This is a genomic window from Collinsella sp. TF06-26, assembly GCF_002232035.1.
In the GTDB taxonomy this organism is placed as follows: domain Bacteria; phylum Actinomycetota; class Coriobacteriia; order Coriobacteriales; family Coriobacteriaceae; genus Collinsella.
Genome location: NZ_NKXR01000012.1, coordinates 38,318 through 61,593, shown reverse-complemented (window position 1 = coordinate 61,593; position 23,276 = coordinate 38,318). Strand labels below are relative to the sequence as shown.

The 23,276-nt window shown below is 60.8% G+C and carries 18 protein-coding genes; 6 read left to right on the top strand and 12 right to left on the bottom strand.

What is annotated here, in order from left to right; all coding sequences use genetic code 11:
• Positions 1-130 precede the first annotated feature (130 nt).
• Positions 131-1,888: a DUF2130 domain-containing protein gene (locus CHY22_RS07605; RefSeq protein WP_089573336.1), complete on the top strand. Its 1,758-nt coding sequence runs from the start codon at positions 131-133 to the stop codon at positions 1,886-1,888.
• Between the two features lie 80 nt (positions 1,889-1,968).
• Here CHY22_RS07605 and CHY22_RS07600 read toward each other — a convergent pair whose 3' ends face one another.
• The 3 genes from CHY22_RS07600 to CHY22_RS07590 all read right to left on the bottom strand — a co-directional run bounded on the left by CHY22_RS07600 (position 1,969) and on the right by CHY22_RS07590 (position 6,790).
• Positions 1,969-4,650: a DEAD/DEAH box helicase gene (locus CHY22_RS07600; RefSeq protein ID WP_089573335.1), complete on the bottom strand. Its 2,682-nt coding sequence runs from the start codon at positions 4,648-4,650 to the stop codon at positions 1,969-1,971.
• A gap of 309 nt (positions 4,651-4,959) precedes the next feature.
• Entirely contained in the window at positions 4,960-5,799 is an 840-nt protein-coding gene (locus CHY22_RS07595; protein WP_089573334.1) for a methyltransferase domain-containing protein, read from the bottom strand.
• A 118-nt stretch (positions 5,800-5,917) separates the two neighbouring features.
• Positions 5,918-6,790 carry a hypothetical protein gene (locus CHY22_RS07590; protein WP_089573333.1) on the bottom strand — a complete coding sequence of 291 codons (873 nt, stop codon included), beginning with the start codon at positions 6,788-6,790 and terminating at the stop codon, positions 5,918-5,920.
• A 268-nt stretch (positions 6,791-7,058) separates the two neighbouring features.
• Between CHY22_RS07590 and CHY22_RS07585 the strand changes: the two genes are divergently transcribed.
• The 4 genes from CHY22_RS07585 (at position 7,059) to CHY22_RS07570 (ending at position 11,555) form a co-directional block, all read left to right on the top strand.
• Positions 7,059-7,775, top strand: a complete 717-nt coding sequence (locus CHY22_RS07585; RefSeq protein WP_089573332.1) for a helix-turn-helix transcriptional regulator — start codon at positions 7,059-7,061, stop codon at positions 7,773-7,775.
• Positions 7,775-8,671 carry a DUF4097 family beta strand repeat-containing protein gene (locus CHY22_RS07580; protein ID WP_158551186.1) on the top strand — a complete coding sequence of 299 codons (897 nt, stop codon included), beginning with the start codon at positions 7,775-7,777 and terminating at the stop codon, positions 8,669-8,671. The genes CHY22_RS07585 and CHY22_RS07580 overlap by 1 nt, the downstream gene beginning before the upstream one ends.
• Positions 8,672-8,768: 97 nt before the next feature.
• A complete protein-coding gene (locus tag CHY22_RS07575; RefSeq protein ID WP_089573330.1) occupies positions 8,769-10,676 on the top strand; it encodes a tRNA uridine(34) 5-carboxymethylaminomethyl modification radical SAM/GNAT enzyme Elp3 in 1,908 nt (635 codons plus the stop codon).
• The gene (locus tag CHY22_RS07570) at positions 10,677-11,555 is read left to right on the top strand and encodes a fused MFS/spermidine synthase (RefSeq protein ID WP_089573329.1); all 879 of its coding nucleotides are present in this window, start codon (positions 10,677-10,679) and stop codon (positions 11,553-11,555) included. It abuts the gene before it with no gap.
• A 27-nt stretch (positions 11,556-11,582) separates the two neighbouring features.
• Here the strand turns inward: CHY22_RS07570 and CHY22_RS07565 are convergent, their stop codons facing one another.
• From CHY22_RS07565 to CHY22_RS07525, 9 genes are all read right to left on the bottom strand, one after another.
• The gene (locus tag CHY22_RS07565; protein ID WP_089573328.1) at positions 11,583-14,024 is read right to left on the bottom strand and encodes a DEAD/DEAH box helicase; all 2,442 of its coding nucleotides are present in this window, start codon (positions 14,022-14,024) and stop codon (positions 11,583-11,585) included.
• Between the two features lie 116 nt (positions 14,025-14,140).
• Positions 14,141-15,445 (bottom strand): ATP-binding protein, encoded by a 1,305-nt coding sequence (locus CHY22_RS07560; protein WP_089573327.1) that lies wholly within the window; start codon positions 15,443-15,445, stop codon positions 14,141-14,143.
• Positions 15,438-17,198: a TerB N-terminal domain-containing protein gene (locus CHY22_RS07555; RefSeq protein WP_233502841.1), complete on the bottom strand. Its 1,761-nt coding sequence runs from the start codon at positions 17,196-17,198 to the stop codon at positions 15,438-15,440. Before CHY22_RS07555 ends, CHY22_RS07560 begins: the two co-directional genes overlap by 8 nt.
• 87 nt (positions 17,199-17,285) lie before the next feature.
• A complete protein-coding gene (locus tag CHY22_RS07550) occupies positions 17,286-18,002 on the bottom strand; it encodes a DUF554 domain-containing protein (protein WP_168170437.1) in 717 nt (238 codons plus the stop codon).
• A 118-nt stretch (positions 18,003-18,120) separates the two neighbouring features.
• Positions 18,121-19,551: a hypothetical protein gene (locus CHY22_RS07545; protein ID WP_089573326.1), complete on the bottom strand. Its 1,431-nt coding sequence runs from the start codon at positions 19,549-19,551 to the stop codon at positions 18,121-18,123.
• An 18-nt stretch (positions 19,552-19,569) separates the two neighbouring features.
• The gene (locus CHY22_RS07540) at positions 19,570-19,785 is read right to left on the bottom strand and encodes a hypothetical protein (RefSeq protein ID WP_143759223.1); all 216 of its coding nucleotides are present in this window, start codon (positions 19,783-19,785) and stop codon (positions 19,570-19,572) included.
• 49 nt (positions 19,786-19,834) lie between these two features.
• Complete coding sequence (locus tag CHY22_RS07535) at positions 19,835-20,434, bottom strand: hypothetical protein (RefSeq protein WP_089573324.1); 600 nt, start codon at positions 20,432-20,434, stop codon at positions 19,835-19,837.
• 90 nt (positions 20,435-20,524) lie between these two features.
• Entirely contained in the window at positions 20,525-21,034 is a 510-nt protein-coding gene (locus CHY22_RS07530; protein WP_089573323.1) for a hypothetical protein, read from the bottom strand.
• Positions 21,031-21,327 (bottom strand): hypothetical protein, encoded by a 297-nt coding sequence (locus CHY22_RS07525; protein WP_089573322.1) that lies wholly within the window; start codon positions 21,325-21,327, stop codon positions 21,031-21,033. Before CHY22_RS07525 ends, CHY22_RS07530 begins: the two co-directional genes overlap by 4 nt.
• 346 nt (positions 21,328-21,673) lie before the next feature.
• On the opposite strand from CHY22_RS07525, the gene CHY22_RS07520 reads away from it, so the two are divergent.
• On the top strand, positions 21,674-23,275 hold the full coding sequence (locus CHY22_RS07520; RefSeq protein WP_089573321.1) for an FAD-binding oxidoreductase: 1,602 nt from the start codon (positions 21,674-21,676) through the stop codon (positions 23,273-23,275).
• Position 23,276: the final 1 nt, after the last annotated feature.

Genomic DNA, 23,276 nt, shown 5'->3' with positions numbered 1-23,276 from the left:
CTACCGCAAAGGGGGCAGCCACCTTCGTGGTGGTTCTGGCGCCGTTGCCATTATGGCAGCGGCGCCTTTTTTGTCCGTGCGGCGCGGTAGAGTGTAGGCGGTTGAAATTTGCGTCCATCGAGGAGCTGCCATGAACGAGATCAAGTGCCCGCATTGCGGCGAAGTTTTTAAGGTCGATGCGTCCGGTTATGCGGATATCGTCAAGCAGGTGCGCAATGCCGAGTTTTCGCGCGACCTGGATGAGCGCGTGAAGGCGGTCCAGCGCGAGGGCGAGCAGGCACTGGAGCTTGAGCGCTCGCGCTCGACGGCTGCTTTGCAAAAGGCAGAGTCTCAGCGCGACGCTCAGCTTGTCGAGCAGAAGAACGCTGCAGCTCAGCAGCTGGCACAAGAGGTTGCCAAGCGCGACGCTGAGCTTGCCGAGCTGCGCGCCAAGCTCGAAAGCGCTGCCGCAGAGCGCGAGAGTGCAAGTCAGCGCGCGGCGGTTGAGGCCCGTTCCGATGCTCAAAAGGAGAATGCCGAGCTTCAGCGCGAGATCGACAATTTACGTGCGCAGTTGGAGCGCAAAGATGATGAAGCCAGGCTTGCCGAAGCGGCGGCACGCAATGCTGCTCAAAACGACCTGTCCGCGCGCGACGCTCAGATTGCCGAGCTGCAGGCCAGGATCGCCGCGGCGGACAAGGCCCAGGAGATGGCGCTTGCCGCCGCCGCGGCAGAGTCGCAGCGTGAGCTCGATGCCGCTCGCAGCGAGGCCGAGCGCGCGCTTACTGACTATCGCGCGAAGGTGCAAGAGAAGTTTTCCGCCGCAAAGGCTCAGTCCGAGCAAGAGGCCGAGGGCCTGCGTGCCCAGCTGCGCGAGCAGGAACTGATGGCAAAAATGAACCTGTCAGAGGCGGTCGCCGCGGCGGAGCGAGAGCGCGATGAGGCACGTGCCAAACTGACGAGCGAGCTGGCGGTGCGCGATTCTCGCGAGGAACAGGCCAAGGCAGCCCACGAGCTTGAGCTTGCGCAGGCCAAGCGCGTGAGCGACGAGTTGATCCGCTACAAGGATGAAGAGATTGAGCGCCTTAAGGACATGAAGGTTCGCCTGTCCACCAAGATGGTGGGCGAGTCGCTCGAGCAGCACTGCGAGACCGAGTTTAACCGTCTGCGCATGACGGCGTTTCCCAATGCGTACTTCGAGAAAGATAACGATGCATCCGAGGGCACCAAGGGAGACTTCATTTTCCGTGAGTGCGACGCGAGCGGCAACGAGGTCATTTCGATTATGTTCGAGATGAAAAACGAGAACGACGAGACCGCGACCAAGCATAAAAACGAGGACTTCTTTAAGAAACTCGATCACGATCGTCGCCAGAAAGGCTGTGAGTACGCGGTGCTCTGCACGCTGCTCGAGCCCGAGAGCGAGCTTTACAACGCGGGAATCGTGGACGTGAGCTATCGCTACGAGAAGATGTATGTGATCCGCCCGCAGTTCTTCATTCCCATCATTACGCTGCTGCGCAATGCCGCCATGGGTTCGCTTCGCTATAAGCAGGAGCTGGCGGAGTACAAGCAGCAGAATATCGATGTCACGAACTTCGAAGCCAAGATGGAGAAGTTCAAGAACGATTTCGGCCGCAACTACGAGATCGCGAGCCGCAAGTTTCAAACGGCAATCGATGAGATCGACAAGACGATTAGCCATCTGCAGAAAACCAAGGAGGCGTTGCTGTCCTCCGAGAACAATCTGCGCCTTGCCAACAAGAAAGCCGACGATCTTACCATTCGCAAGCTCACGTGGGGCAACAAGACCATGAAAGCAGCGTTTGACGAGGCGCGCGGGGCCGCGACAGAGACGAACGATGAGCCAGCCGAGGCGGATTCGTATGAGGTCGAGGATGCCGAGTAGGGGATAGCGTATCGCGCAAAAAGCGGGGCCGCTGGCGATGTTGCCAGCGACCCCGCTTTGTTTCGTCCCATTGCGCCCGGCTAGTCCTCGAGCAGGTCCTCGATAAAGCCGACACGGTAGTTCTTGAAGATTACCTCGCCGCCGTCTTGCGTGGCGTCCAGATCGACATCGCCCATGATGCCAAAATCGTGGTCGCCATCCTCGTCGGCAAAGATCTGGTGCACGTGCCATACGTGCGCGGTCTTCTCGTCGGACTCGTCGATGGAGAACATCGCGGCGCTGCGGGCATCTCCGTCGGTGAGGATTTCCTCGTGCTGCTCGTGGTAAGCGTCGAGTGCTTTTTGCCAGCGGATCTCGCTCATGCCCCAGTCGTCGTCGAGCTCGCCCAGGTCGCGAACGTGCTCGCGGGCGGCAAGGGTCACGCGGCGGAAGAGCGCGTTGCGCACCAACAGCGTGCAGCCGCGGCGGTCCGCCACGACCTCGTCGATGCCCTGCGGCGGCGCAGCATCGAGGGCTGCCGGGTTGCCGGCGTTCTCCCACTCGTCCACCAGGCTCGAGTCCACCGAGCGCACCACAAAGCCGAGCCACGAGATAATGTCGCGCAGACGCTCGTCGCGCTTCTCGATGGGCACGGTGCGGTCGAGCGAACGGTAGGCCTCTGCCAGGTAACGCAGCAAAATGCCCTCGGAGCGGGCGATGCCGAGCTTTTGAATGTAACCCTTAAAATCGCTCGCGCTTTCCAGCATATCGCGCAGGACGCTTTTGGGAGAGAGCTGGTAGTCGTTTGCCCAGGGCACTTCCTGGCAGTACTTGTCGAAGGCGGCATCGAGCAAGTCCTCGAGCGGTTTTTCGTAGGTGACATCCTGGATGCGCTCCAGGCGTTCCTCATATTCGACGCCGTCAGCCTTCATTTCGGCCATCGCGCGGTCGCGCGCGGCGCGCTCCTGTGCGCGCAATACCTGCTTAGGGTCCTCGAGCGTAGCCTCGACCATCGAGATGAGGTCCATGGTATAGGTCTCACTCTCGGGGTCGAGCAGCTCCAGCGCGGCAAGCAAAAACGGCGAGAGCGGCTGGTCGAGCGCAAAGTCCTCGGGCAGGTCGACCGTCAGCGCGTAGTCGATGTCCGGCGCGGCATCAGCCGGAGCGTCGGGTGCGGGCGGCACCTCAGTGCGCACGACGACGCCGGAGTCGATGAGCGTGGCGAAGATCTCGTCGGCACGAACCTCGAGCTTTGCCTTTTCCTCGGGAGTCTGCAGGCTCGTCTCGATGAGGTCGTGTACGCGGGCTCGGGCATCGCCGCCCTGCTCGACCACGCTAATCACCATGGAGTGTGTGATGCGAAGGCGCGGCTTGAGCGTTTCGGGCTGCGTCTCGATCAGGCGCTCAAAGGTCTGCTTGTTCCAGGTGACAAAGCCCTCGGGGGCCTTCTTCTTTTTAATCTTGCGGAGCTTCTTGGGGTCGTCGCCCGCCTTGGCCATGAGTTTGGCGTTCTCGATCTCGTGCTCCGGGGCCTCGGCGATGACCATGCCCTCGGTATCGAAGCCCGAACGGCCGGCGCGACCGGCAATCTGATGGAACTCGCGTGCGCGCAGGCGACGCATCTTGTAGCCGTCGAACTTGGTGAGCGCGGTGAGCACCACGGTATGGATGGGTACGTTGATGCCGACGCCGAGCGTATCGGTGCCGCAGATGACGGGCAGCAGGCCCTGCTGCGCCAAGCGCTCGACCAGCAGGCGATAGCGCGGCAACATGCCAGCATGGTGCACGCCGACGCCGCATCCAAGAAGGCGTTTGAGAATCTTGCCGAAGGCCGTCGAGAAGCTCGTGCCCTTGGCCGCCTCCTTGATGGCCTCGCGCTGCTCCTTGCTGGCAATGCCAAAGTTGGCGAGGGATTGCGCCGTCGCAAGTGCGGCATCCTGGCTAAAGTGCACGATGTAGAGCGGGGCCTCGCCACGGCGCATGGCGAGCTCGACGGTGCCCTCGAGGGAGGTCGTCACATAGTCGTAGCTCAGCGGCACGGGGCGCGGGGCATCGACGACCAAGTCGCAGGTAGCGCCGGTGTGTTCCTCGAGTGAGGCGGCGATGGCAGTGACATCGCCGAGCGTGGCGCTCATGAGCATGAATTGCGTGTGAGGCAGGGTGAGCAGCGGTACCTGCCAGGCCCAGCCGCGATCGGGGTCGGCAAAGTAGTGGAACTCGTCCATGGCGACGCAGCCAACATCGGCATCTTCGCCCTCGCGCAGCGCGTCGTTGGCAAGGATCTCTGCCGTGCAGCAGATGACGGGCGCCTTGGTGTTGATATGCGTGTCGCCGGTGATCATACCTACGTTATCGCGGCCGAGCACCTGTACCAGATCGAAGAACTTTTCGCTGACCAAGGCTTTGATAGGGGCTGTGTAATAGCAACGTTTGCCCTGTGCCATGCCCATAAAGAGCATGCCCAGCGCGACGAGCGATTTACCTGATCCGGTCGGTGTGCCCAAAATGACGTGATCGCCGGCAGCCAGGTCCATGAGGGCCTCTTCTTGGTGGTCCCACAGCTCAATGCCGCGATCGCTCGTCCATTCAAAGAAGCGTTCGAAGGCCTGATCAGGCGTGAGCCATGGTTCGGGCTCGCTGCCGTCCTCGGGCTCCCACCAGGTGGGGGAGAGCGCACCGAGTGAGCCGAATTCGGCTTCGGTTCCCGTGCCGCCCGAGAATGAGCTGGCGGCTCCGGCGCCGGAGACGGTGCTGGCGGCGATATCTGTCGTGGTCTGTGCCATGTGTTTGCTTTCTCTCGCGATTGTCCGCCAACTATTATGGCGTAGCGGCGGCGCGGGGTGCCAGCGCGAAAGAAAATGCAGGAAATGGGCGTTCTGCTCAGCCGTTTGGTGCGGCCGCGAGCTAAGTGAGTAGACTTTTTGCGATTTCGCCAGCACATGGCTTTTGCGCAAGGGTTCTACCTGCGGTTTTATGTTTCGCTATGCGGGCTGTGCCTGGCTATTGCAAAAAAGTCTACTCATTTAGGTTTGAGGGCCGTTCGCTGGCGCCAATTTGCGCTTGTTTGCCGACGCCGCGACCATCAGAAGCCCCTAGGACTCTTGCGGCAGGCGCTTCTTGCCTTTACGGGCGCGGTTTCTAAAGTTCTCGACGGCTTCTTCCATGCCCAGAGGTACATAGGTGAGCTCATCGAGGTTATTGGGTAGGTAGCAGGCAAGACTTTGTTCCTGCACGCGGCCCGCCGCGAGCTGTTCGTCGCTGGGCTGCGCACCGGGCGTGGCGCAAATGCCATAGACGACGGCACCCATCTCGCGCGTGCGGCATTCGTATTCGGTCTCGGGATGCTCGGGATGGTCGCGGCGGACGTCGTCACTTACCCAAAGTGTGTCGTAGCCGGCCGCGGCAAACTGCCCCAGGGCGTAGTCGCGCAATGGCTTGCTGTCGGTGCGCAGCGTGACGGTAGCACCGGCTGCAAAGAGCGGGCGGTAGAGCATCAGATGGTCGACATGGACGAGTCTTTTTTTGGCGTACTTGGCCTTGGGCTGCGGCGTGGGAAAGTTGATGGTGATGGCGTCGAGCTCGCCTGCGGCAAATAGCTGCGGCAGCGATGCGGCGCCTCGGGGCAGGACAAGTGCGTTGGACAGCTCCTGCTCGCAGATTTTCTGTGCGGCATAGGCGATGCAGATGGGCTCCTGGTCCATGCCGATAAAGAACGTGTTTGGCTCGCGGGCCGCGCGCTCTACAAGGTACGTTCCCTTGCCACAACCAAGATCCAGATGAAGGTGTTCGAAAGGCTTGCTGCCTGCGGGCGCACAGGCCTCGCGCCAATCTCCGGCATAGGCCTCGGGGTTCGTCTCAATCGCATCGGCATAGCGCTCCAGGCGCTCCTCGAGCACAAAGTTCTTAGGGGTGCGAACGTGGACGGCTCCCATGAGGCTCCTTGGTCATACGTATGGAACGCATGGCCGCGCGTTCCATCAATGGGTTGGAAAAGGGTGGGCATAGTCTGCCCAGACGCTGCGGTGCGGCTCGGCGGCGAGTTGCCAATGCCTACAGGCGCTTGAGGATCACATAGCGGTTGAGCTCGCCGCTGCGACCGTCGGCATGGAAACGTTCGAGCTCGCGTACGGGAACCTCGCCGCTCTTGTAGAACGTACGGACGCCGCGCACCAGGTCGGTGATCTGCTGATCGTCAAAGTGATGGCAATAGCGGTAGGCGTGGCGGTCGTTTTGCCAGCCAATAAGATGGTCGCCGGCTTCGAACTGTGCAGAATCGTAACCCTCAAACGGCGGGGCGAGCTCGGCGCGGGCCTCGGCGCGAACGGCCTTGCGCGCCATACGCTCGTCGTTCATAAACTCCCAAAAGCTGATGGCGATGATGCCGCCCGGGCGCGTCTGGCGCACCAGGGCGTCGAGCACGCGTACGCGGTACTCGCACGACGGCACGTGGTGCATAAAGCCAAAGCAGACCGAGATATCGGCGAGCGGGGCGTCGAAAAGCACGTCGGGCGTCTCGGCGGGATTGAGCTTCATGAGGGCGTCGAGCACGTCGAGTTCCTGGAAGTGCAGGTTGGGAATGCGCAGGGCGTGGCCATGTGCATCGATGGCCAGGTCTTGGCACGAGTCGACGCCATAGAACTCGAAGGGGCAGCTGGCATCTGCCGAGGGGTTTGCGCCGTCGACGCCCTTGGCGGCAAGTGCCCCGCCGGCGGCAAAGTTCTCGAATCGCATATTGCCGCAGGCAAGGTCGAAGACGCGGACGGGATGCTCGATCGTGGCCACATCGAGCTGCTCAAGCGCGATGTCCATGGTGCGCACCCAGCCGGGCCACGGGGCTTGGCGCGTATCGGAAAAGGAAGCGGAGTGCTCGCGATAGAACGTATTGTTGAGCTGGATGAGCGATGATGCGAAATCGCGGTTCACGGCGCGGAACTCCCTCCGATGGCGGTGCGGAATAAACAGTACGACCATACTACCGTTAACGCCGCAACGGGGACAACCGAGCTGTGGGTCATTGCTTTGTTTGGACACATTTCCGCAGCTCATATGTGCCCGCAACCGCTGGTTGTCAAAAATCTCACTAGAATAGGTGGCATGATTTTGGCGGTGGCGGATAGATTTTTAACTGTGCAAGGCGCCTTAAGAACAGCAACGGTCCGGCGGCACGGCTGGCAAAAGCATAGGAGGAACCATGAATGTAGAAACTGCGCAGCGGCTCGCCGACCTTCGCCGCAGCAAGGGCTTTAGCCAAGAAGGGTTGGCGCGAAAGCTGGGGCTGTCGCGCCAGGCGGTCAGTAAATGGGAGCGCGCGGAGAGCTCGCCCGATACCGAGAACCTGATCTCGCTTGCCAAGCTCTATGGCGTGAGTCTGGACGAGCTGCTCAATCCGAGCGACGAGATCGAGGACGATATCGAATTTGAGAACGAGGACCGCGCCCGCCAGCGCGAGGCCGAGGCGGCGGAACGCGCCCGTACCCACGAGGCGGCGGCACGCGCAACCGAGGCGGCAACGCAGGCAAGTGATGCGGCTGCCAAGGCGGCGCAAGCTGCAAGCTGGAGCGCGCAGGCGGCTAACGCCGCGACGGCGCAGGTGACGGGCACCGGTGCGGTCAATCCGACTCCGGTGAAAGGTCCGTTCCAGTCGTTTCCGTATTGGGCCGTGTGCTGGCTGTTGTTCTTTTTGCTGATGTTCCTGTTTGGTGGCGGCCCCTTTGCTGCACTGATTTTCTTTACGATCCCCATCTATCACTGGGTGGCGCGTGCGCTCGATGGCGACTGGGCACGCGGGGATATTCAGGTTGGTCCGGCGCCGGTGGCAGCCAGGGCTCAGGATGCTTCCGCTGCGGATGATACTGATGCGGCCGCTACGACCGCCGCTGAGCCGAGTGCCAAAGAAGGTGATGAATGATGAAGCTCTCGCATGAATCGAAGGTGCGCCTGGGTGTTGGTATCGGAGCGTTCGTGCTCATCATCGGGCTTATCTTTGGCACTTCGCGGCTATTGGCTCATTCCGATATTGTGCGTACGACCGGTATTCTATCTGGCCATTTGTCTGATTTTGACGATATGTTTGACGAGGACGATTCCTTGAATAGCGGTAACTATTCCGCTCGGCCTCAGCAGCTTTCGAGCACGACTTTTGATGCCGATGAGTTCCGCTACCTCGATTTCGATATCAATGCGGCTTCGGTGGACGTCAAGGTTGTTGATGGCAACAAGGCTCGCGTTATCGAGCGGGGACGCGTTGCCAAGGGTATGGATGCCTCCAAGGCCGCGACGCAAAACATCGCATCCGTCGAGGACTCGACGCTCAAGGTTTCCCAGTTTGGAAGTGATGACGGTAAGGCAATCGATCGCTCAGTTACGGTCGAGCTGCCGCGCCGTGTTGCCGAACATCTGAAGGGGATCAACGCGCACGTGGGCTCGGGTGATCTGCAGATTGCCGGTGTCATCTGTGATGGTTTTGACCTTTTCCTGGGTGCGGGAGATGTAGAGTTTACGGGCAGCGTGACTGATGCGCTCAGTGCTGAGGTCGGTTCGGGCGATGTGACGTTCGAGCTCTACCAGGCCCCCGCGAAGTCGATGGACGTAAGCGTGGACTCGGGCGATGTGGAGATATCGGTTCCGAACTCTACGGGCTTTAAGGCGAGCCTCACCGTGGGCAGCGGCGACTTCGAGAGCGATTTCCTTCCGCTTGGCTACGACGGCGAGACCATTTTGAATCTTGAATTCGACAACGGTGATAAATCTGCCACGTATCGTTTTAAGGTCGGTTCGGGCGACATGTCGTTTGATTCGGAGTGACATGCGGTTTTCGGAGACCCGCAAACGTAGCCGCGCTGTTTGATGAAGGCGCCGAAGCCGAGATTGGCTTCGGCACCTTTGCCTTTACAATGGGGACATGGAACAGATTATCTTGAACATACTTGAGGCCCTGCGTCGCGGCGAGACCGTGGACGACAAGGCGCTCGTCAAACTGATACATGCCGAGGCGCGCCGTGAGGGTGCCGACAAACGCGATTTGGCCAAGCGCCGTCTGCTGCCGTTCTATCAGCGGGTGAAGCGCGAGGAGCCGGCTCGGTGGGCTGCGTGGAATGTCGATTCCGATCTGGAACGCCAACTGCTGCAGGTGCTGCGCATGAAGCCGCGCCGCACGGCTTCGGGCGTGGCGACCATTACCGTTATCACCAAGCCCTGGCCATGCTCGGGCGATTGCCTATTTTGTCCCAACGATCTGCGCATGCCCAAGAGCTATCTGCACGCTGAGCCGGCGTGTGCCCGTGCGGAGCAAAACTGCTTCGATCCGTATCTGCAGGTGAGCGCTCGTCTGACCGCGCTTTCGCAGATGGGGCATGCGACCGACAAGATAGAGCTCATCGTGCTCGGTGGGACCTGGAGCGACTATCCGCAAGGGTATCAGACGTGGTTTATGTCCGAGCTTTTCCGTGCGCTCAATGACGATGCCGTCGCCGGCGTGGCGGCAAACCCCATGTTGGCGCGTCCGGGCATCAGCCGTGCCGAGGCGGGGCGCCTGCTCGATGACGCTCCCGCCGATGCCCTGCCGCCGGTGGTAACAGAGCGCCGCGAGCGCTATCGGGCTGCCGGCATTGCGACAGACGAGGCCAAGCTCGCTGCCGGCGTTGCCGACGAGCAGGAGCGTGTGGATGCTGCCGTGGGCGGCTATAACCGCGCGGTGCGTCGTCTGTACGGCCCCGGTACGCCGTGGGGCGAGGTCACCGAGTGGCAGACGGCAACGATGGAGGAGCTCGAGCGTCAGCAGCGCATCAACGAGACGGCGAAGCATCGCGTGGTGGGACTCGTTATCGAGACGCGCCCCGATACCGTAACGCCGCAGGCGCTTACGCTCATCCGCCGCCTGGGCTGCACCAAGATACAGATGGGCATCCAAAGCCTTGACCAGCATCTACTCGATATCAACGAGCGTCGCATTTCGGTGGCGCAGATCGAGCGGGCGTTTTCGCTTGCGCGCCTGTTTGGCTTTAAGATCCATGCGCATTTTATGCTCAACTTGCTGGGCGCCACACCCGAGGGGGACAAGCGCGACTACGAGCGCTTTATGACCGAGGGGGCCTTTATGCCCGACGAGGTCAAGGTCTACCCGTGTGCGCTCATCGAGGGTTCGCGCCTGGTGGGCTGTTACGAGCGTGGCGAGTGGCGCCCCTATACCGAGGAAGAGCTGCTCGACGTACTGGCCGATGACATCGTGGTGACGCCGGCATTCTGCCGCATCAGCCGCATGATTCGCGACTTTAGTTCCGATGACATCATGGTGGGCAACAAGAAGCCCAACCTGCGTCAGCTCGTCGAGAACCGCCTGGCTGCTCGGGGTGACGGTGCGACGGTGCGTGAGATTCGCTATCGCGAGATCAGCACGGCGGGTGCCGACCTGGGCGAGTTGACCCTTGACGAAGAAGTGACGTACGAGACGCCGGTGACGCGTGAACGCTTTTTGCAGTGGGTGACGCCCGAAGGCAAGATCGCCGGCTTTTTGCGGCTGTCGCTGCCCGATCGCGCTTTTGTTGCCGCACATGCGGACGAGCTGCCGACGATGCCGGACGAGGCGATGATTCGTGAGGTGCACGTGTATGGCATGGCGGCGCGCGTGGGCGATCAGGGCCAGGCAGCGCAGCACCATGGATTGGGACGTTTGCTCGTGGAGCGTGCGTGCCAGATAGCTCGGGACGCTGGCTATACGTACATCAACGTGATCAGCGCGATCGGTACGCGCGAGTACTATCGCCATCTTGGATTTTATGACCATGGCCTTTATCTGCAAAAGGAGCTCTAGATGAACAAGCCGAGTGTTTCTGCCGGCGTCGTTGCCGGCGTTGCTCTGGGAGCCGCGGCGCTTGGTGCGGCCGCTGTCGCTGTTCGTGCTGCCTGTCTGCAGGTCGCGAGGACCCGCAATGGGCTGGCACGTGTGAAGCGCGTGCACGATGAGGGCGGCGACGAAGTTCGCGTATTGGTGCAAGGCGGCGTCTACCAAAGCGCGAGTTACGTTGGCGAGCGCTGGGCGGAGCCCGTCTTTGCGTACTATCGCGCGTTTGACGACGTGTTTGAGGCCGAGGATGTGATGCGCGACGCTTATGGTCACGGTATCAACCGTATGCTTATGCTAGGTGGCGGCGGGTTTGCCTATCCCAAGTTTGCGCTGATGTCGCACAAGGTCCTGCGCATGGACGTCATCGAGTATGACGGAGAGATAACGCGCTTGGCGCGCCGTTGGTTCTATCTGGATGAACTGGAGCACGCGGTGGGCGATCGCCTGCGGGTGATTACCGCTGAGGCTCGCTCGTATCTGGGTGTGACGAGCGTGGGCCATCGTCGCTACGACGTGGTCGTGAGCGATTGCTTTGGCGGTGCCGAGCCCGTGCGCGAGCTGGCGACCGTTGAGGCGCTGCGCCTGGTGCGGGGCAGCCTGAACCCCGGGGGTATCTACGTGGCCAATATCGTGAGCGCAAACGAGGGGAGCGATGTGACGTTCCTTCGCGACTGCGCTGCCACGGCGCTCGAGGTATTCGTCCACGCCTGGGTGGTCCCATGTGGCGATGCGAAGTTCAGCGGCGAGGAAAACTACCTGCTCATCGCCAGCGACGGCGACTACGCCTTTGCCGAAGCCGTGCCCTTCGACACCGACTTCCTCGGCACCGTCCTTCACGACAAGTAAGTCTCCCCGTCCCAAAAAAGACTGGTCTTAGGCGTGGTCGCGCCAGCCGTGAACGCGCTGCTTCATGCCCTCTATGTCGAGCACGCCTTCGGCAAAGCCCTTGCGCACGAGCTCCTCGGGAACGTACTCGTCGTAGCGATCAAAGTAAGGCACCTCGCCGGGATAGACGAGCTCGATGGGGTCGAAGTCCTTTTCGGCCTCGGCGGCGAGCACCTCAAAGAACGTCTCCTCGTCGGCCTTCATCTTAAACTGCATAAAGTACGGGCGTGACGGGTCGAGTCCGCGAAGGCCCAGCTCCGCGGCGCATTTAATCTTGAGCATACGTTCGAGCGCCAAAAAGGCGTAGCTTCCCAGCCAGGGGAAGAGCACCCAGGTGTCGCCGCCCAGGTTAATGAGCGGCTTGGTCCCCGCGCCCGAAATCTCGGCCGTATGGCGAGCCTGCGCCAGACGGGCCCGTGCATTACCCATGAGGTACGGATACGACGCGTGCTCGTTAAGCGCCTTGCGCATACGCTCGAGTACATGTGTGTTGATGTCACCGGGGCAGTCGCCAAAGTAGGCCGGCACCCGGCCCTTGACCTGCGTGGCAAAGACGGTATGACGCTTCCAGTCCACTTCCTCGACAATCCAGCAGTGTCCGGCGATGGCGATGCGCTCACCGGGCGGTGGCGGATTGACAATCGTGCCCAACTCGGCCGACTCGCTGCGAACGGTGAACTCCTCGTTTTCCTGGAACACGGCGTAAAACTTAAAGTTGTTAATGATACGCTCGCCCGCGAGACCCACGATGAGCCCGCCGCCCTCGGTGACCTGGATATGGTCGATTGTAATGAGGTGACGCAGCAGCACGCGATAGTCATCGGCCGAGATGCGATGGAAATAGCTGAGCGTGAGCACGCGCTGGGCAAGTTCGGCCGGCGTGAGCTCTCCGGTGCTGGCGAGGGTCGACATGGTCTGGTGATAGAGCAGACTGTAGGGGAGTCGATCGAGCTCGGGCGGCTCGACCCACTTTTCCTCGCGATAGAGTTGTACGAGCGCGATGCCCTGGAGGAGCTTCCAGGGAATGGTCTCGGGCATCATCGTGCGCGGCTCGGGCTCTTCCTCGCGCATAACGAACCACATCTCGGGCGGAAGATCGCGGCGTCCCGTGCGGCCCATTCGCTGCAAAAAGGAGCTGACGGTAAATGGTGCGTCGATCTGGAAGGCACGCTCCAGACGGCCGATATCAATACCGAGTTCCAGCGTAGAGGTGGTGACGGTCGTCTGTGCCTGTTCCTCGTCGCGCATGAGCTCCTCGGCGGTCTCGCGTAACGATGCCGAAAGGTTGCCGTGGTGGATGAGAAAGCGGTCGGGCTCGTGCCGGCTCTCGCAGTAGCTGCGCAGCATGGAGCATACGGCCTCTGCCTCCTCGCGCGAGTTGGCAAAGACCAGGCATTTGCGGCCGCGCGTGTGCTCAAAGATATAGCCCATGCCGGGGTCGGCGTTGTCTGGCGCTGTGTCGGTGGGGTTGAGTAATGCCTGTTCGGGTGCCTGTGGGATGTCGACTTCGCCCTCGGGGGCCGACGAAGTGCGGTGATCCCTGGAGGTAGCCTTGTCCCGTGCCCGCTCACGACGTTGGCGGTACTCCTCTTGTGTGGGCTGTCCGCTGTGACGCATGTCTTGGGCGCCGGCGGGCAGTGCCGCGGGTGCCGCCTCAATGCGCTCGCACGCAAGCACTTCGGCCTCTTGAGGACCTGTACTCTCAAATCCTCGCTGCTGCGCCTGGGGACCCGAGTTGTAGAAGTGCTCCATGGAGATGCGCCACACGCGGCGCGGTTCTTCAAAGCGGGGGATAACGCAGTCGCGTCCCGTTCCCTGTGAGAGAAAAGCACCCGTGCGCTCGGGGTCGCCGATGGTAGCCGAAAGGCCAATGCGGCGAGGCTGCACGCCGGCCATGTGCGAGAGTCGCTCGATAAGGCAGAGCGTCTGCCCGCCTCGATCGCCGCGCATGAGCGAGTGGACCTCGTCGATGACGACGTAGCGCAGGTCGCAAAACATGCGCGGGATCGCCATGTGCTTATGGATCAGGAGCGCCTCGAGCGACTCGGGTGTAATCTGCAAAATGCCGCTCGGCTTTTTGATGAGCTTTGCCTTGTGCGACTGCGAAACGTCGCCATGCCAGTGCCAGACAGGGATGTCGGCCTCTTCGCAGAGGTCGTTGAGGCGGACGAACTGATCATTGATGAGCGCTTTGAGGGGGCCAATGTAGAGGGCGCCCACGCTCGCGGGCGGGTTCTCCCAAAACTCGGTCAGGATGGGAAAGAAGGCTGCCTCGGTTTTGCCGGATGCCGTGGATGCCGTTAGGAGCACATTGTCTTGTGTGCTAAAGATGGCATCTGCCGCCGCAACCTGAATGGAGCGCAGACTCTCCCAATCGTGGGAGTAGATGAAGTCTTGGATAAACGGGGCGTAGCGGTCAAAGGCGTTCACGGGGCCTCCTTTCAACAACGAATCTCTCAACGCGGCTGGCAACGGCTTGCTGCATTACTGCTTCAACGTTTGCCCAGATAAAACCTGCCAAAATAAACCTGTCCCTTTTTGGTAGGTTAGATGGTGAACTCGGCGAAGTTGCGGTCGCCGCCTGCGGTGCCGGTGTCGCCTGTTGCGGCTGCCGGCGCCAGCGCGTCGCCGCCGACGCTTTGCAGCAGCTCGGCCACATTTGCATCGGGGTTCTGACACAGGATATCGAGCAGCTCGATAAAGTCACGAATGACTTCACGCGGCGTCAGATGCGTGTCGGCTCCCACGCGACCGAACTCGATCTTGAGGAAGTCCACCAAGTCGTTTTCGGCAAGCGTGGGCGTCCAGCCAAAGTAGCCGGCATGGATCTGCATGAGTTTTTCGATGAGCACCAGTAGCTCCTCGTAGGTGAGTGGCTGCAGGCGGATGATGGGCGCGAGCATGTCCTTAAGGTCTTCGCGCGCAAAGCGGCCCTGAGCGAGTCGGCTGCGCAGGGCCTCGTAGGAGAACACGCCGCGGCGGCGGTCTTCGATGGAGGTTGGCGTGCCGCCCATGATCATGCCCAGGTACTGCGCCTTGCCCTGGAGCGTGTCGTTGTACATAGTCAGGATCTTCTCGTAGTTGTATTGGCGCGTGATGGCGTTGGGAATCTTATACAGATTCACGAGCTCGTCGATGAGCACCAGCATGCCCTTGTAGCCACTGCAAACCAAAAAGCGCGCAATGAGCTTAACGTAGTCGTACCAGTCGTCATCGCTGATGATGGTCGAGGAGCCCAGCTCGGCGCGTGCCTCGCTCTTGGTGCGGTATTCGCCGCGAATCCATTTGGTCACGCGGCTCATGGTCTCTTCGTCGCCCCCGGATGCGGCCATGCGATAGCGGCGGAGCATGCGGGTGAAGTCGAAGCCGTGGACCATCTCCTCGAGCGGGGCCAGTTGGGCATTGACGACCGACTCGTCGACGTCGGCACACGAGGCGACCCAGCGATCCAGAATAAGGTTGAGCGCACCGCCCTCGGGGCGCGTCTTGGTCGATATATTGCGGATGAGCTCGCGGTAGGTGGCAAGGCCCTGTCCCTGACCGCCCTGCAGGCGGCGCTCGGGCGACAGGTCGGCATCAGCGACGACGAACCCCTCGCCCATGGCGTGCGTGCGGACAGTCTGGAGCAAAAAGCTCTTGCCGGCGCCGTAACGACCGACCAGAAAGCGGAAGCTCGCGCCACCGTCGGCGATGAGACTCAGATCGGTGAGCAGGGCGCGGATCTCGACCTCGCGCCCTACGGTGATGTAAGGAAGGCCGATGCGCGGGACCACGCCGCCCTTGAGCGAGTTGAGAATGACGGCAGCGACGCGCTTGGGCACGCGAGGTGCTGCGGATGCGGTATCACTCATGGTCTAGGTATCCTCTCACGTCTGCTTCATAGTCCTCGATAATCTGCGGCCCTGCCGCGCTAAATTCAATTACGGTGTCGCCCACCAGGTCAAAGAGCGCCTCGTTGATGGTATCGACGAGCATGTCCTCGCTCTGCTCCGATTGCACTACCGCCGATTCCGCCTGTACTGTGTTGTGCTCGAGCAGAGCGCGGAGATAGGCGTCTGCGGCGGGCGCGAGTTCGTTTGTGGCGTCAGCGGGCGTAGCAGCTGCGAACGCGGGCGTCGGCGCGAGAAGCGGTGCCACGACACCAAACTGTTCGGTGGATATGGTCGGCCCGTCGGACTCGTCCCGCCCTGCAGCCGCCGCGACCGCCTCGACCATCGCGTCGGCTACGGGCTCGGCTTCCGGTTGCCCTGAGTCCGCTGCCTCGGCTTCTGCGGACGCGCCGTCCTCGCGTTCCTCGTCGATCAAAAGCGCTTCGCGCGTTTGTGCGGCAGCGCTCCGAATGTGCCCCAGCTGGCTCAAATCGATATCGATCTTGACGGGCTGGTGTGCGGCGTCCCACGAAAGCCATGCCACAATCTCGTCATCGATAATCTTGGCCAGATATTTGGGGACCTTTTCTTCCTTCAGGGGATGGGCAGGGTCCAGGGCCAGGCGCAGGCGTTGGTCGCAGGCGCGCATCATCTCGCCAAGTTTGCTGCTCTTTTGTCTGCTGCCGTGAATCCGCATGCATTCCCAAAAACCGTTTTGGCAACGGTAGATATGGATGGGGTCCAGACGGTATTCGCAGTCCTCGTGGCGCTCGGGCGCAAAGAATACGGCCGAGGCAAACATGGTGTAGGGCATTGCCGTCTCCTCCCCAAATAAACTTGCCACGATGCCGGTCTTTCGGTGCGTGTCATAGTAGCGCGTCATGCGGACATACACGGCGCACGCCACGTGGCGCAGATCGCGGTGGTGGCTGCGGTCGAGCCGCGAGCTACTTAGGTTGTACGTGGAGAGGGCGTTGATGGCGGCCATGAGTCGCTCCTCGCGCACCTCATCGGGCGGAAGGGGGAGCGTGGGCTCGGAGGTTTTGCGACGCTTAGGGGTCTGGCCGGACGGTGCCGGTGCCGGTACAAGGTCTCGTGCCGCGCGCCGCAGTTCGATAAGGGCGTTATCGAACATGACGGTTTTAGAGTCGCGAAGCAGCTTGGGGTCGAGCCCGTGGAACACGGCGTAATCTTGCAGCCACACGCGCGCAAACCGGTCGATGCCGGGCTCGAAGGCGCGATAGACATCCCAAAAAGCCTTGATCTTGTTAAAACCATCGAGTGGATTATCTACGCCAATGCCGCAGATCAGCTCATAGAGATACAGAAAGGCAAAGGACGTAGACGTTTCCTCGACGGTTCCGCGGCGCACTTGGGCACGCCAGGTAAAGTAGCCGCGCAACTGCCGGTCGCTCATGGCGTTGTAGGTGGGAAAGTACGACTTAAAGGTGCCGTTGTAGGGACAGTCGTCCTCAAAGTCAGCCATCAGCAGGCCTTGGCGGTAGAAAAGTTCGGCTTCCGAAAGCCAACGGCCCGCGCCGCCCTTTGGGTCTTCTTGCCAACGCGATATCTCACGCATCTTGCGGTATTGGTCGGGGAGGAAGTTCTGCATCTGTCGGCCGGTCTTGAGAATCGGCTCGTCTGCGTAGATTTCGTTTGAGAAGCGGGCGGACTGATGGGTCCGAGCCTCGGCCATAATGCGCTCGATGAGCATCTTGATGTCCTGGTCGGCCACCGCTCCTCCTCTCGAACGCAGCTACGGTGACCTCATATCATAGCACAGCATCAAACAGATGTTCGAGATACCGCTACGTAGATAGATTTAGAACAGGAGGGCGTAGATGACGGCGATGATGACGGAGGGAAGCATATTGGCAGTGCGGAAGGTCTGAGGACGGATAAGGTTGACGCCGACGCAGAAGATGAGCATGGAGCCTACGAGCGAAAGGCTGTCGAGGGCTGCCGTGGTCATGATGGGGGAGAGTGCACCGGCAAACAGCGTGATCGTCCCCTGGAACACGGCGACGGGCAGGGCGGAAAAGATGCAGCCGCGGCCAAGTGAGGCCGTCATGGTGCAGACGATGATGCAGTCCAGTGCGCCCTTGAGGGCAAGCGTTGACCGGTCGCCGAGCAGGCCGTCCTGAATCGATCCCACAATGGCCATGGCGCCGATACACACGGTGAGCGAAGTCGAGACAAAAGCGTTGGTGAACTCGTTATCGCCCTCGCTGCCGGTTTTGCGCTTGAGCCATTCGCCAAGGTTCTCAATGGCGGCTTCCAAGTCGACGGCCTCGCCGATGAGCGAACCGAGCGCAAATGAGACGATGAGCATGGTGGTACCGGTGGTCGACAGCGCCTTTCCATCGATAAGGAGCATCTTTTGCATGGTGCCGCCAAGGCCGATAAACAGGACGCACAGCCCCGACGCTTTCATGAGCGTGTCTTGGATACGCGGTGTGATAAAGCGACCGCCCGCTAATCCCAAAAGACCGCCCGCAACTAAAAGGACAACGTTGATGATTGTTCCCAAGCCCGGCATGAGCCCTCCTGTATTGATGCCAACGTGGCAATCGTAGCAGAATGGAATGCGAGACACATCGCGACTCATCTAATACGTTATATAAGTGGTATTAGCAACGACGCGCAGTATTTAAGCCTCAGGTGGTTGTCGGGACATAGGGATAGTAGTCAAAGCGCAGTGTCATAAGCCGCTGTGGGGATTCAATAGCCGCGGCGATGATATTGGCATCGCGGGTACGATCAAACCCTTCGAGTTCGATCTGATACGAGACGTCTTGCATAATGTCCAGACGTCGCCAGGCTAGGAGTGTGTCGCCATCGAATTCCAAGGTCTTGCCTCCGTCTGGGGCAACGGCGTATAGGCGCAATTTAGCGGTGGTTGCAGGGTCGACAACCGTGACCTTTTTTATTTCGTTTCGAGTATTCTTGGCGCCCAACAAGGTGAGCAGTGTTGGGGCCACGACCTCGCCCGATGGCAAAAAGACGACTTCGATGGATTCAGGAAATGCGATGATGGCCGACTTGCGGACGGGCTGATTGGCGGCGGCAACTTCGATGCTTGCAGCGTCGATGACCTCCGTGTGGTCGAGCGCGGCAAACACGCAGCAGTTACCTTCATCGATTTCTTGAGGATCAGCAAGCCCCAGACTGTCCGCGAGCTCGGGATCGTTTTGATCGGTAGCGGGCTCATTCGGTGCTTCGAAAGAAGCTGGGACGCTGTTTGTCGGCGATGACGTGTCGCCCGCACCCGCTTCCTTGTCCGCGCTCTCTTCTTGTATGGTTGCGTTGATGGGTTCGTCGTTTGAGGGGAGCGTCTTGGCGTCAAGCGCGGAGGGGAGAATTCCGATGGCTCCGGATCCGTTCCACTCCATTTCGAGAAGCGCCGGGTCGGCAAGAATGCGTTGCCTGCTTTGCGCGTGGGCATCGATTTCAATAGGGCCTGCCTCTATCCCTCGTGTAAGGCTGAGTGATCCGGCTGGCTTCTCGAAATGAGCGTCTGTATCTTTGGTGCTGGCGGCGTAGAGCAGCAGGGACGTTTCTCCCGCCGCGATGGCATCGGTGCCGGCTTTGGCCAGCCGCAACGATGCCGTGAATGAGAGGGTGGGCTGCGTGTCGTCTGCATTCGCGGCGGCGCAGCCCAGACATATACCGCCTCCTTTCTCGAAAAACGCACCGTCAAAGGCGACCTTCGCTCCGTTCGCCGAGTCATCGACCGAAGCGATGTCGATGCGCAGCTCTAAATTGCATGGATCGCCATCTGCATCGAGCACAACCGAGCGCCACGTGCAGACGGCGCACCCCGCCTGGGAGCCGTTTACCTTGTTCGAACGATTGATATCCACGACTATCGAGCCGTCCGTATTACGACGAAGGCATCCCGAGGTTGAGATTGCGGCCTGTGCAATCGAAAAACGCTTACACGCAATGGCGCTCGACGGATTTGGTGCGGAGCTTAGGGCTGCTGGTAAGGAGTCTGCCATGACGGGAGTCGCCCAAGCGGCGACAGGCGTTCCGGTTGCGAGCGCGCCGCAGAGTGCGACGACGGGCAAAAGGTTCTTCGATGCCATGGGGTCTCCTTAGCTAATTTAGTGCGGCCTATCCGTGTTTTGTTTCTGGCTGTGTTTGATGTGCAGACCGAGGCCGGCGGTCCCCGCGCCTGCTGCTGTGGCACCTACTGCCAAGAGCCATCGTCTGTCGCCTGTCTGCGCCAACGGTTCCTCGCGGTCGCCGCGGTCGAGTTCCGAGAGATCGACCGTCACTTGCGTGGCGGCCTGTGCCTGTTCTTGCTGGGCAAAGGCCATGGCTGGCCCAAACGCTAGGATGCTGACGGTGGCGGCCAGGGCGATAGCCTTATGCCGTGTGCGCACCGGGCTCGACCGTCCAGGTGATCGTTGCAACCTGATCGCCTTCGCCGGTTACGCGGAAGATGTCGCGCGTGACGCGGGCGACGTTTCCGCTTGTCTTGAGCTTAATTTTGTCCGTGCCGCCGGCAATGCCCTGGTAGCCCATGTCGAAGGCTGCATTCTTGGAAAGATCGAGGCCCGTCTCCTGCATTGCGGCGCTGGCGTTCTGGAGTGCGCCGTCGGGGCCGACCTTAAAGTCGATGGAATTCTGCGCGGTTCCGGCCTTGGCGTCGGCGGCAATGGTCCAGGTGTTCATGGCGTCGATCTTCATGTTGGTGACATGGATGCCGTAGGCCGAATGATTGTCGATGGTGGTCGCGTCTTCTGAGGGGCCCTGAAGCGTGCCGTCGGCCTTGGCGACGAAGGGAATAACCGTCGGAACTTTGAACTCTACGTTGTCGATCTCGGTCCTGACCATTACTTTCGTGGTTCCAACGCGCCCGGCTGCCAGAGCTGGCGTCGGGGCGGCGCCCATTGCGAGCGCGAGCGCGAGCCCTGCGCCCACGACGAGCGCTCTGGCTCCGTTCATGTTCCTGGTGATGTCCATGGTCGTTCCTTTCTATTCGCCGCGGGCCGTCCCCGCGATGATTGGACGAATGCTGGTGAATTGCGTGCGGTGCCGCGTCGGCCGAAAAAGCTAGTTCTCGGCTTGCTCAACCCGTACCTTGACACGTGTCGGATTGCCGTGGCTGTCGAGGGTCTTGGCATCGAGTGCCTGGATCTCGATGTATGCCTCGCCTTCTTTGATGTCGCCGGCGGGGCACGTCTCGATTGTCTTGCCGGTCTCGACCACACCGGATTCGTACATGGTCTCGTCGTTTTGGATGACGCGGAATCGCTGGGGAAATTTATTGTCTTGGACGTTTTGCACGTTGACGCGCAGCTTGCCGTCCTCCTGTAGCTGAGCGACCGGCGCGACCGAAATCGTCATCATGTTGTCGCGGACGATGGCATCGAGCTCATCTTGGATTTCTTGTCGCGATTTACCCTCTGCCGTCGTGACTGAGGCGCCCGCTTCGGGCACGGGCTGCGACTGCCAGGCGTATAGCCCTACGGCGATGAGGGCGCAGACGATAGCCAGACAGACAACGACGAGTTTCTTGCGATGCCCCAGTCCTGCGAGGCGGGGCGGCTTCTTTGCACTCATGCGGCGTCCTTGGTGGTGTAGACACGTGCGAACGTGGACGGGTCCGCTCCAAAGAGCATGTGAAGCATCAGGCGGCGCGAGTAGATGAGCTCGTCAAAGTCGTGAGGGAGCTCGATGTCGTGGATACGCGCGATGTGGTGGGCGAGCGCCGAGAACGACTCGGGGTCGCAGATAACATCGGTGGTGACGTGGTAGACCGCCGTATCGGGGAACGCCTCTTCGTCGAAAGGCAGGAGATAGGGATCGTCGTCGACCTCGATGGCGACGCCGTACTGGGGCCAGTAATATGCCATGGGAACCTCCCTGCTTCTGGGGCCAAAACTTCTATCGGTTTTGGCTGTCGACGCCGACCGTATCAGCCGCTACTTGACCAATTTCTGACCAAATGCTTGACGGATTGACATCTCCGCAGGTAAAAGGTGAAAAAAATTACTTCAACTTTTTTCGAGCGACAATCGAGCGGCCGGCGACGGCGGGGCGATATGTGTCAAAAGCATCGTCTGCCGAGGAAGCCTTGCCGCTCGCCGAATTGCACGAACGTAAAAATCGCCAATTATGGAGACGGTCTCGAACACGTCGACGAAACGATGCGGTAACATCTCCCTGCAAACACTGTAGTTAGCTAAAGGGGGAGTTCGCGTGTCTGCAACCATCAAACCCTTCACCGACGAGTTCGAAGAGTATGGCCGCGATGAATCTCGCGCATCGGGCGAAGCATCGAGCATCTCGTTTCCGACAACGGAAGACGAGGTCCGTGCCATTTTGGAAACGCTCCATGCCGAGCGTGTCCCGGTAACGGTTCAGGGCGCCCGAACCGGCCTTGCCGCCGGTGCCGTGCCCCACGGCGGGCATATCCTCAATACTTCCCGTATGAATCGCTACTTGGGCCTTCGCCGCGATGAACAAAGCCAATTTCTGCTGCGCGTGGAGCCGGGCGTTGTGCTCTCGGAGCTGCGTAAGCAGCTGAGCAAGAAGGTACTGCCGACCGCTGGTTGGGACCAGGCATCGCTTGAGGCCTACGAGGAGTTCCAAGAGGCTCCCGAGCAGTTCTTTCCCACCGATCCCACCGAGGCATCTGCCTGTCTGGGCGGCATGGCGGCATGCAACGCCTCCGGCGCCCGCAGCTACGCTTACGGCCCCATGCGCCCGCATATCACGGGACTCCACGTCGCGCTGGCTGATGGCGATTTGCTTGAGCTTCAGCGCGGCGAGGCTTTTGCCCAGGGCCGCCACCTGTCGCTCGTGACGGCAGAGGGCCGTACGCTCGAGCTCGATCTTCCCAGCTATACCATGCCCGAGACAAAAAATGCCTCAGGCTATTTCGTTGCGGACGATATGGACGCCATCGATCTTTTTATCGGTGCGTGCGGCACGCTCGGCGTTATCACCGAGCTCGAGATCGCCCTGCAGGCGGCACCTTCGGTCGTATGGGGTGTGAGTTGCTTTTTCGATAGCGAAGACAAGGCCGTGTCCTTTACCGATTCCGTGCGTCCCGTGCTGTCCCATGCCGCCGCTATTGAGTATTTCGATGCTGGCGCCCTGGATATCCTGCGTCGCCAGCGCGAGCAGTCGACAGCGTTTGCCTCGCTGCCGGCGCTCGACGACGAGGCAAAGGTCTGTGTCTACGTGGAGCTCGACTGCGATGACGAGGCGCAGGCGACCGAGGAGCTGTACCACCTTGGATGGGTGCTGGAGTTTGCGGGCGGCCGCGACGATGCGACATGGGTCGCCCGCACCGAAGTCGATCGCGAGTGCCAGCGGTTCTTCCGCCACGCGGTGCCCGAGAGCGTCAACATGCTCATTGACGAGCGTCGCCGCACCGACCCCACCATTACCAAGCTGGGATCGGATATGTCGGTGCCCAATGCACGCCTTGCCGATGTCATGGCCCTCTATCGCCGCACGCTGGCCGAAAGCGGGCTTGAGTCTGCTGCCTGGGGACACATCGGGAACAACCATCTGCATGTGAACATCCTGCCGCGCGATGCGCAAGACTACCGTCGTGGTGGAGAGCTCTTTGCCCAGTGGGCTTCCGAGGTCACGGCCATGGGCGGTGCCGTTTCTGCCGAACACGGCGTCGGCAAGATCAAGGCGGGCTTCTTGGAGACGATGTACGGCCACGAGGCCATGGTCGAGTCGGCGCGCCTCAAACTCCAGCTCGATCCTGCCGGCCAGTTGGGTCGCGGCAACCTGTTTACGGAGAAGCTCTTGGATGAACTCGTCCAGAAAGGGGGCGCGTGAA

What these genes read in the sequence shown, in the direction of transcription:
- CHY22_RS07575 (WP_089573330.1), top strand. Translation starts at nt 8,769, where the DNA reads ATGGAACAGATTATCTTGAACATACTTGAGGCCCTGCGTCGCGGCGAG.
- CHY22_RS07585 (WP_089573332.1), top strand. Translation starts at nt 7,059, where the DNA reads ATGAATGTAGAAACTGCGCAGCGGCTCGCCGACCTTCGCCGCAGCAAG.
- CHY22_RS07525 (WP_089573322.1), bottom strand. Translation starts at nt 21,327, where the DNA reads ATGGCATATTACTGGCCCCAGTACGGCGTCGCCATCGAGGTCGACGAC.
- CHY22_RS07595 (WP_089573334.1), bottom strand. Translation starts at nt 5,799, where the DNA reads ATGGGAGCCGTCCACGTTCGCACCCCTAAGAACTTTGTGCTCGAGGAG.
- CHY22_RS07535 (WP_089573324.1), bottom strand. Translation starts at nt 20,434, where the DNA reads ATGGACATCACCAGGAACATGAACGGAGCCAGAGCGCTCGTCGTGGGC.
- CHY22_RS07580 (WP_158551186.1), top strand. Translation starts at nt 7,775, where the DNA reads ATGAAGCTCTCGCATGAATCGAAGGTGCGCCTGGGTGTTGGTATCGGA.
- CHY22_RS07545 (WP_089573326.1), bottom strand. Translation starts at nt 19,551, where the DNA reads ATGGCATCGAAGAACCTTTTGCCCGTCGTCGCACTCTGCGGCGCGCTC.
- CHY22_RS07530 (WP_089573323.1), bottom strand. Translation starts at nt 21,034, where the DNA reads ATGAGTGCAAAGAAGCCGCCCCGCCTCGCAGGACTGGGGCATCGCAAG.
- CHY22_RS07540 (WP_143759223.1), bottom strand. Translation starts at nt 19,785, where the DNA reads ATGGCCTTTGCCCAGCAAGAACAGGCACAGGCCGCCACGCAAGTGACG.
- CHY22_RS07550 (WP_168170437.1), bottom strand. Translation starts at nt 18,002, where the DNA reads ATGCCGGGCTTGGGAACAATCATCAACGTTGTCCTTTTAGTTGCGGGC.
- CHY22_RS07605 (WP_089573336.1), top strand. Translation starts at nt 131, where the DNA reads ATGAACGAGATCAAGTGCCCGCATTGCGGCGAAGTTTTTAAGGTCGAT.
- CHY22_RS07560 (WP_089573327.1), bottom strand. Translation starts at nt 15,445, where the DNA reads ATGAGTGATACCGCATCCGCAGCACCTCGCGTGCCCAAGCGCGTCGCT.
- CHY22_RS07570 (WP_089573329.1), top strand. Translation starts at nt 10,677, where the DNA reads ATGAACAAGCCGAGTGTTTCTGCCGGCGTCGTTGCCGGCGTTGCTCTG.
- CHY22_RS07600 (WP_089573335.1), bottom strand. Translation starts at nt 4,650, where the DNA reads ATGGCACAGACCACGACAGATATCGCCGCCAGCACCGTCTCCGGCGCC.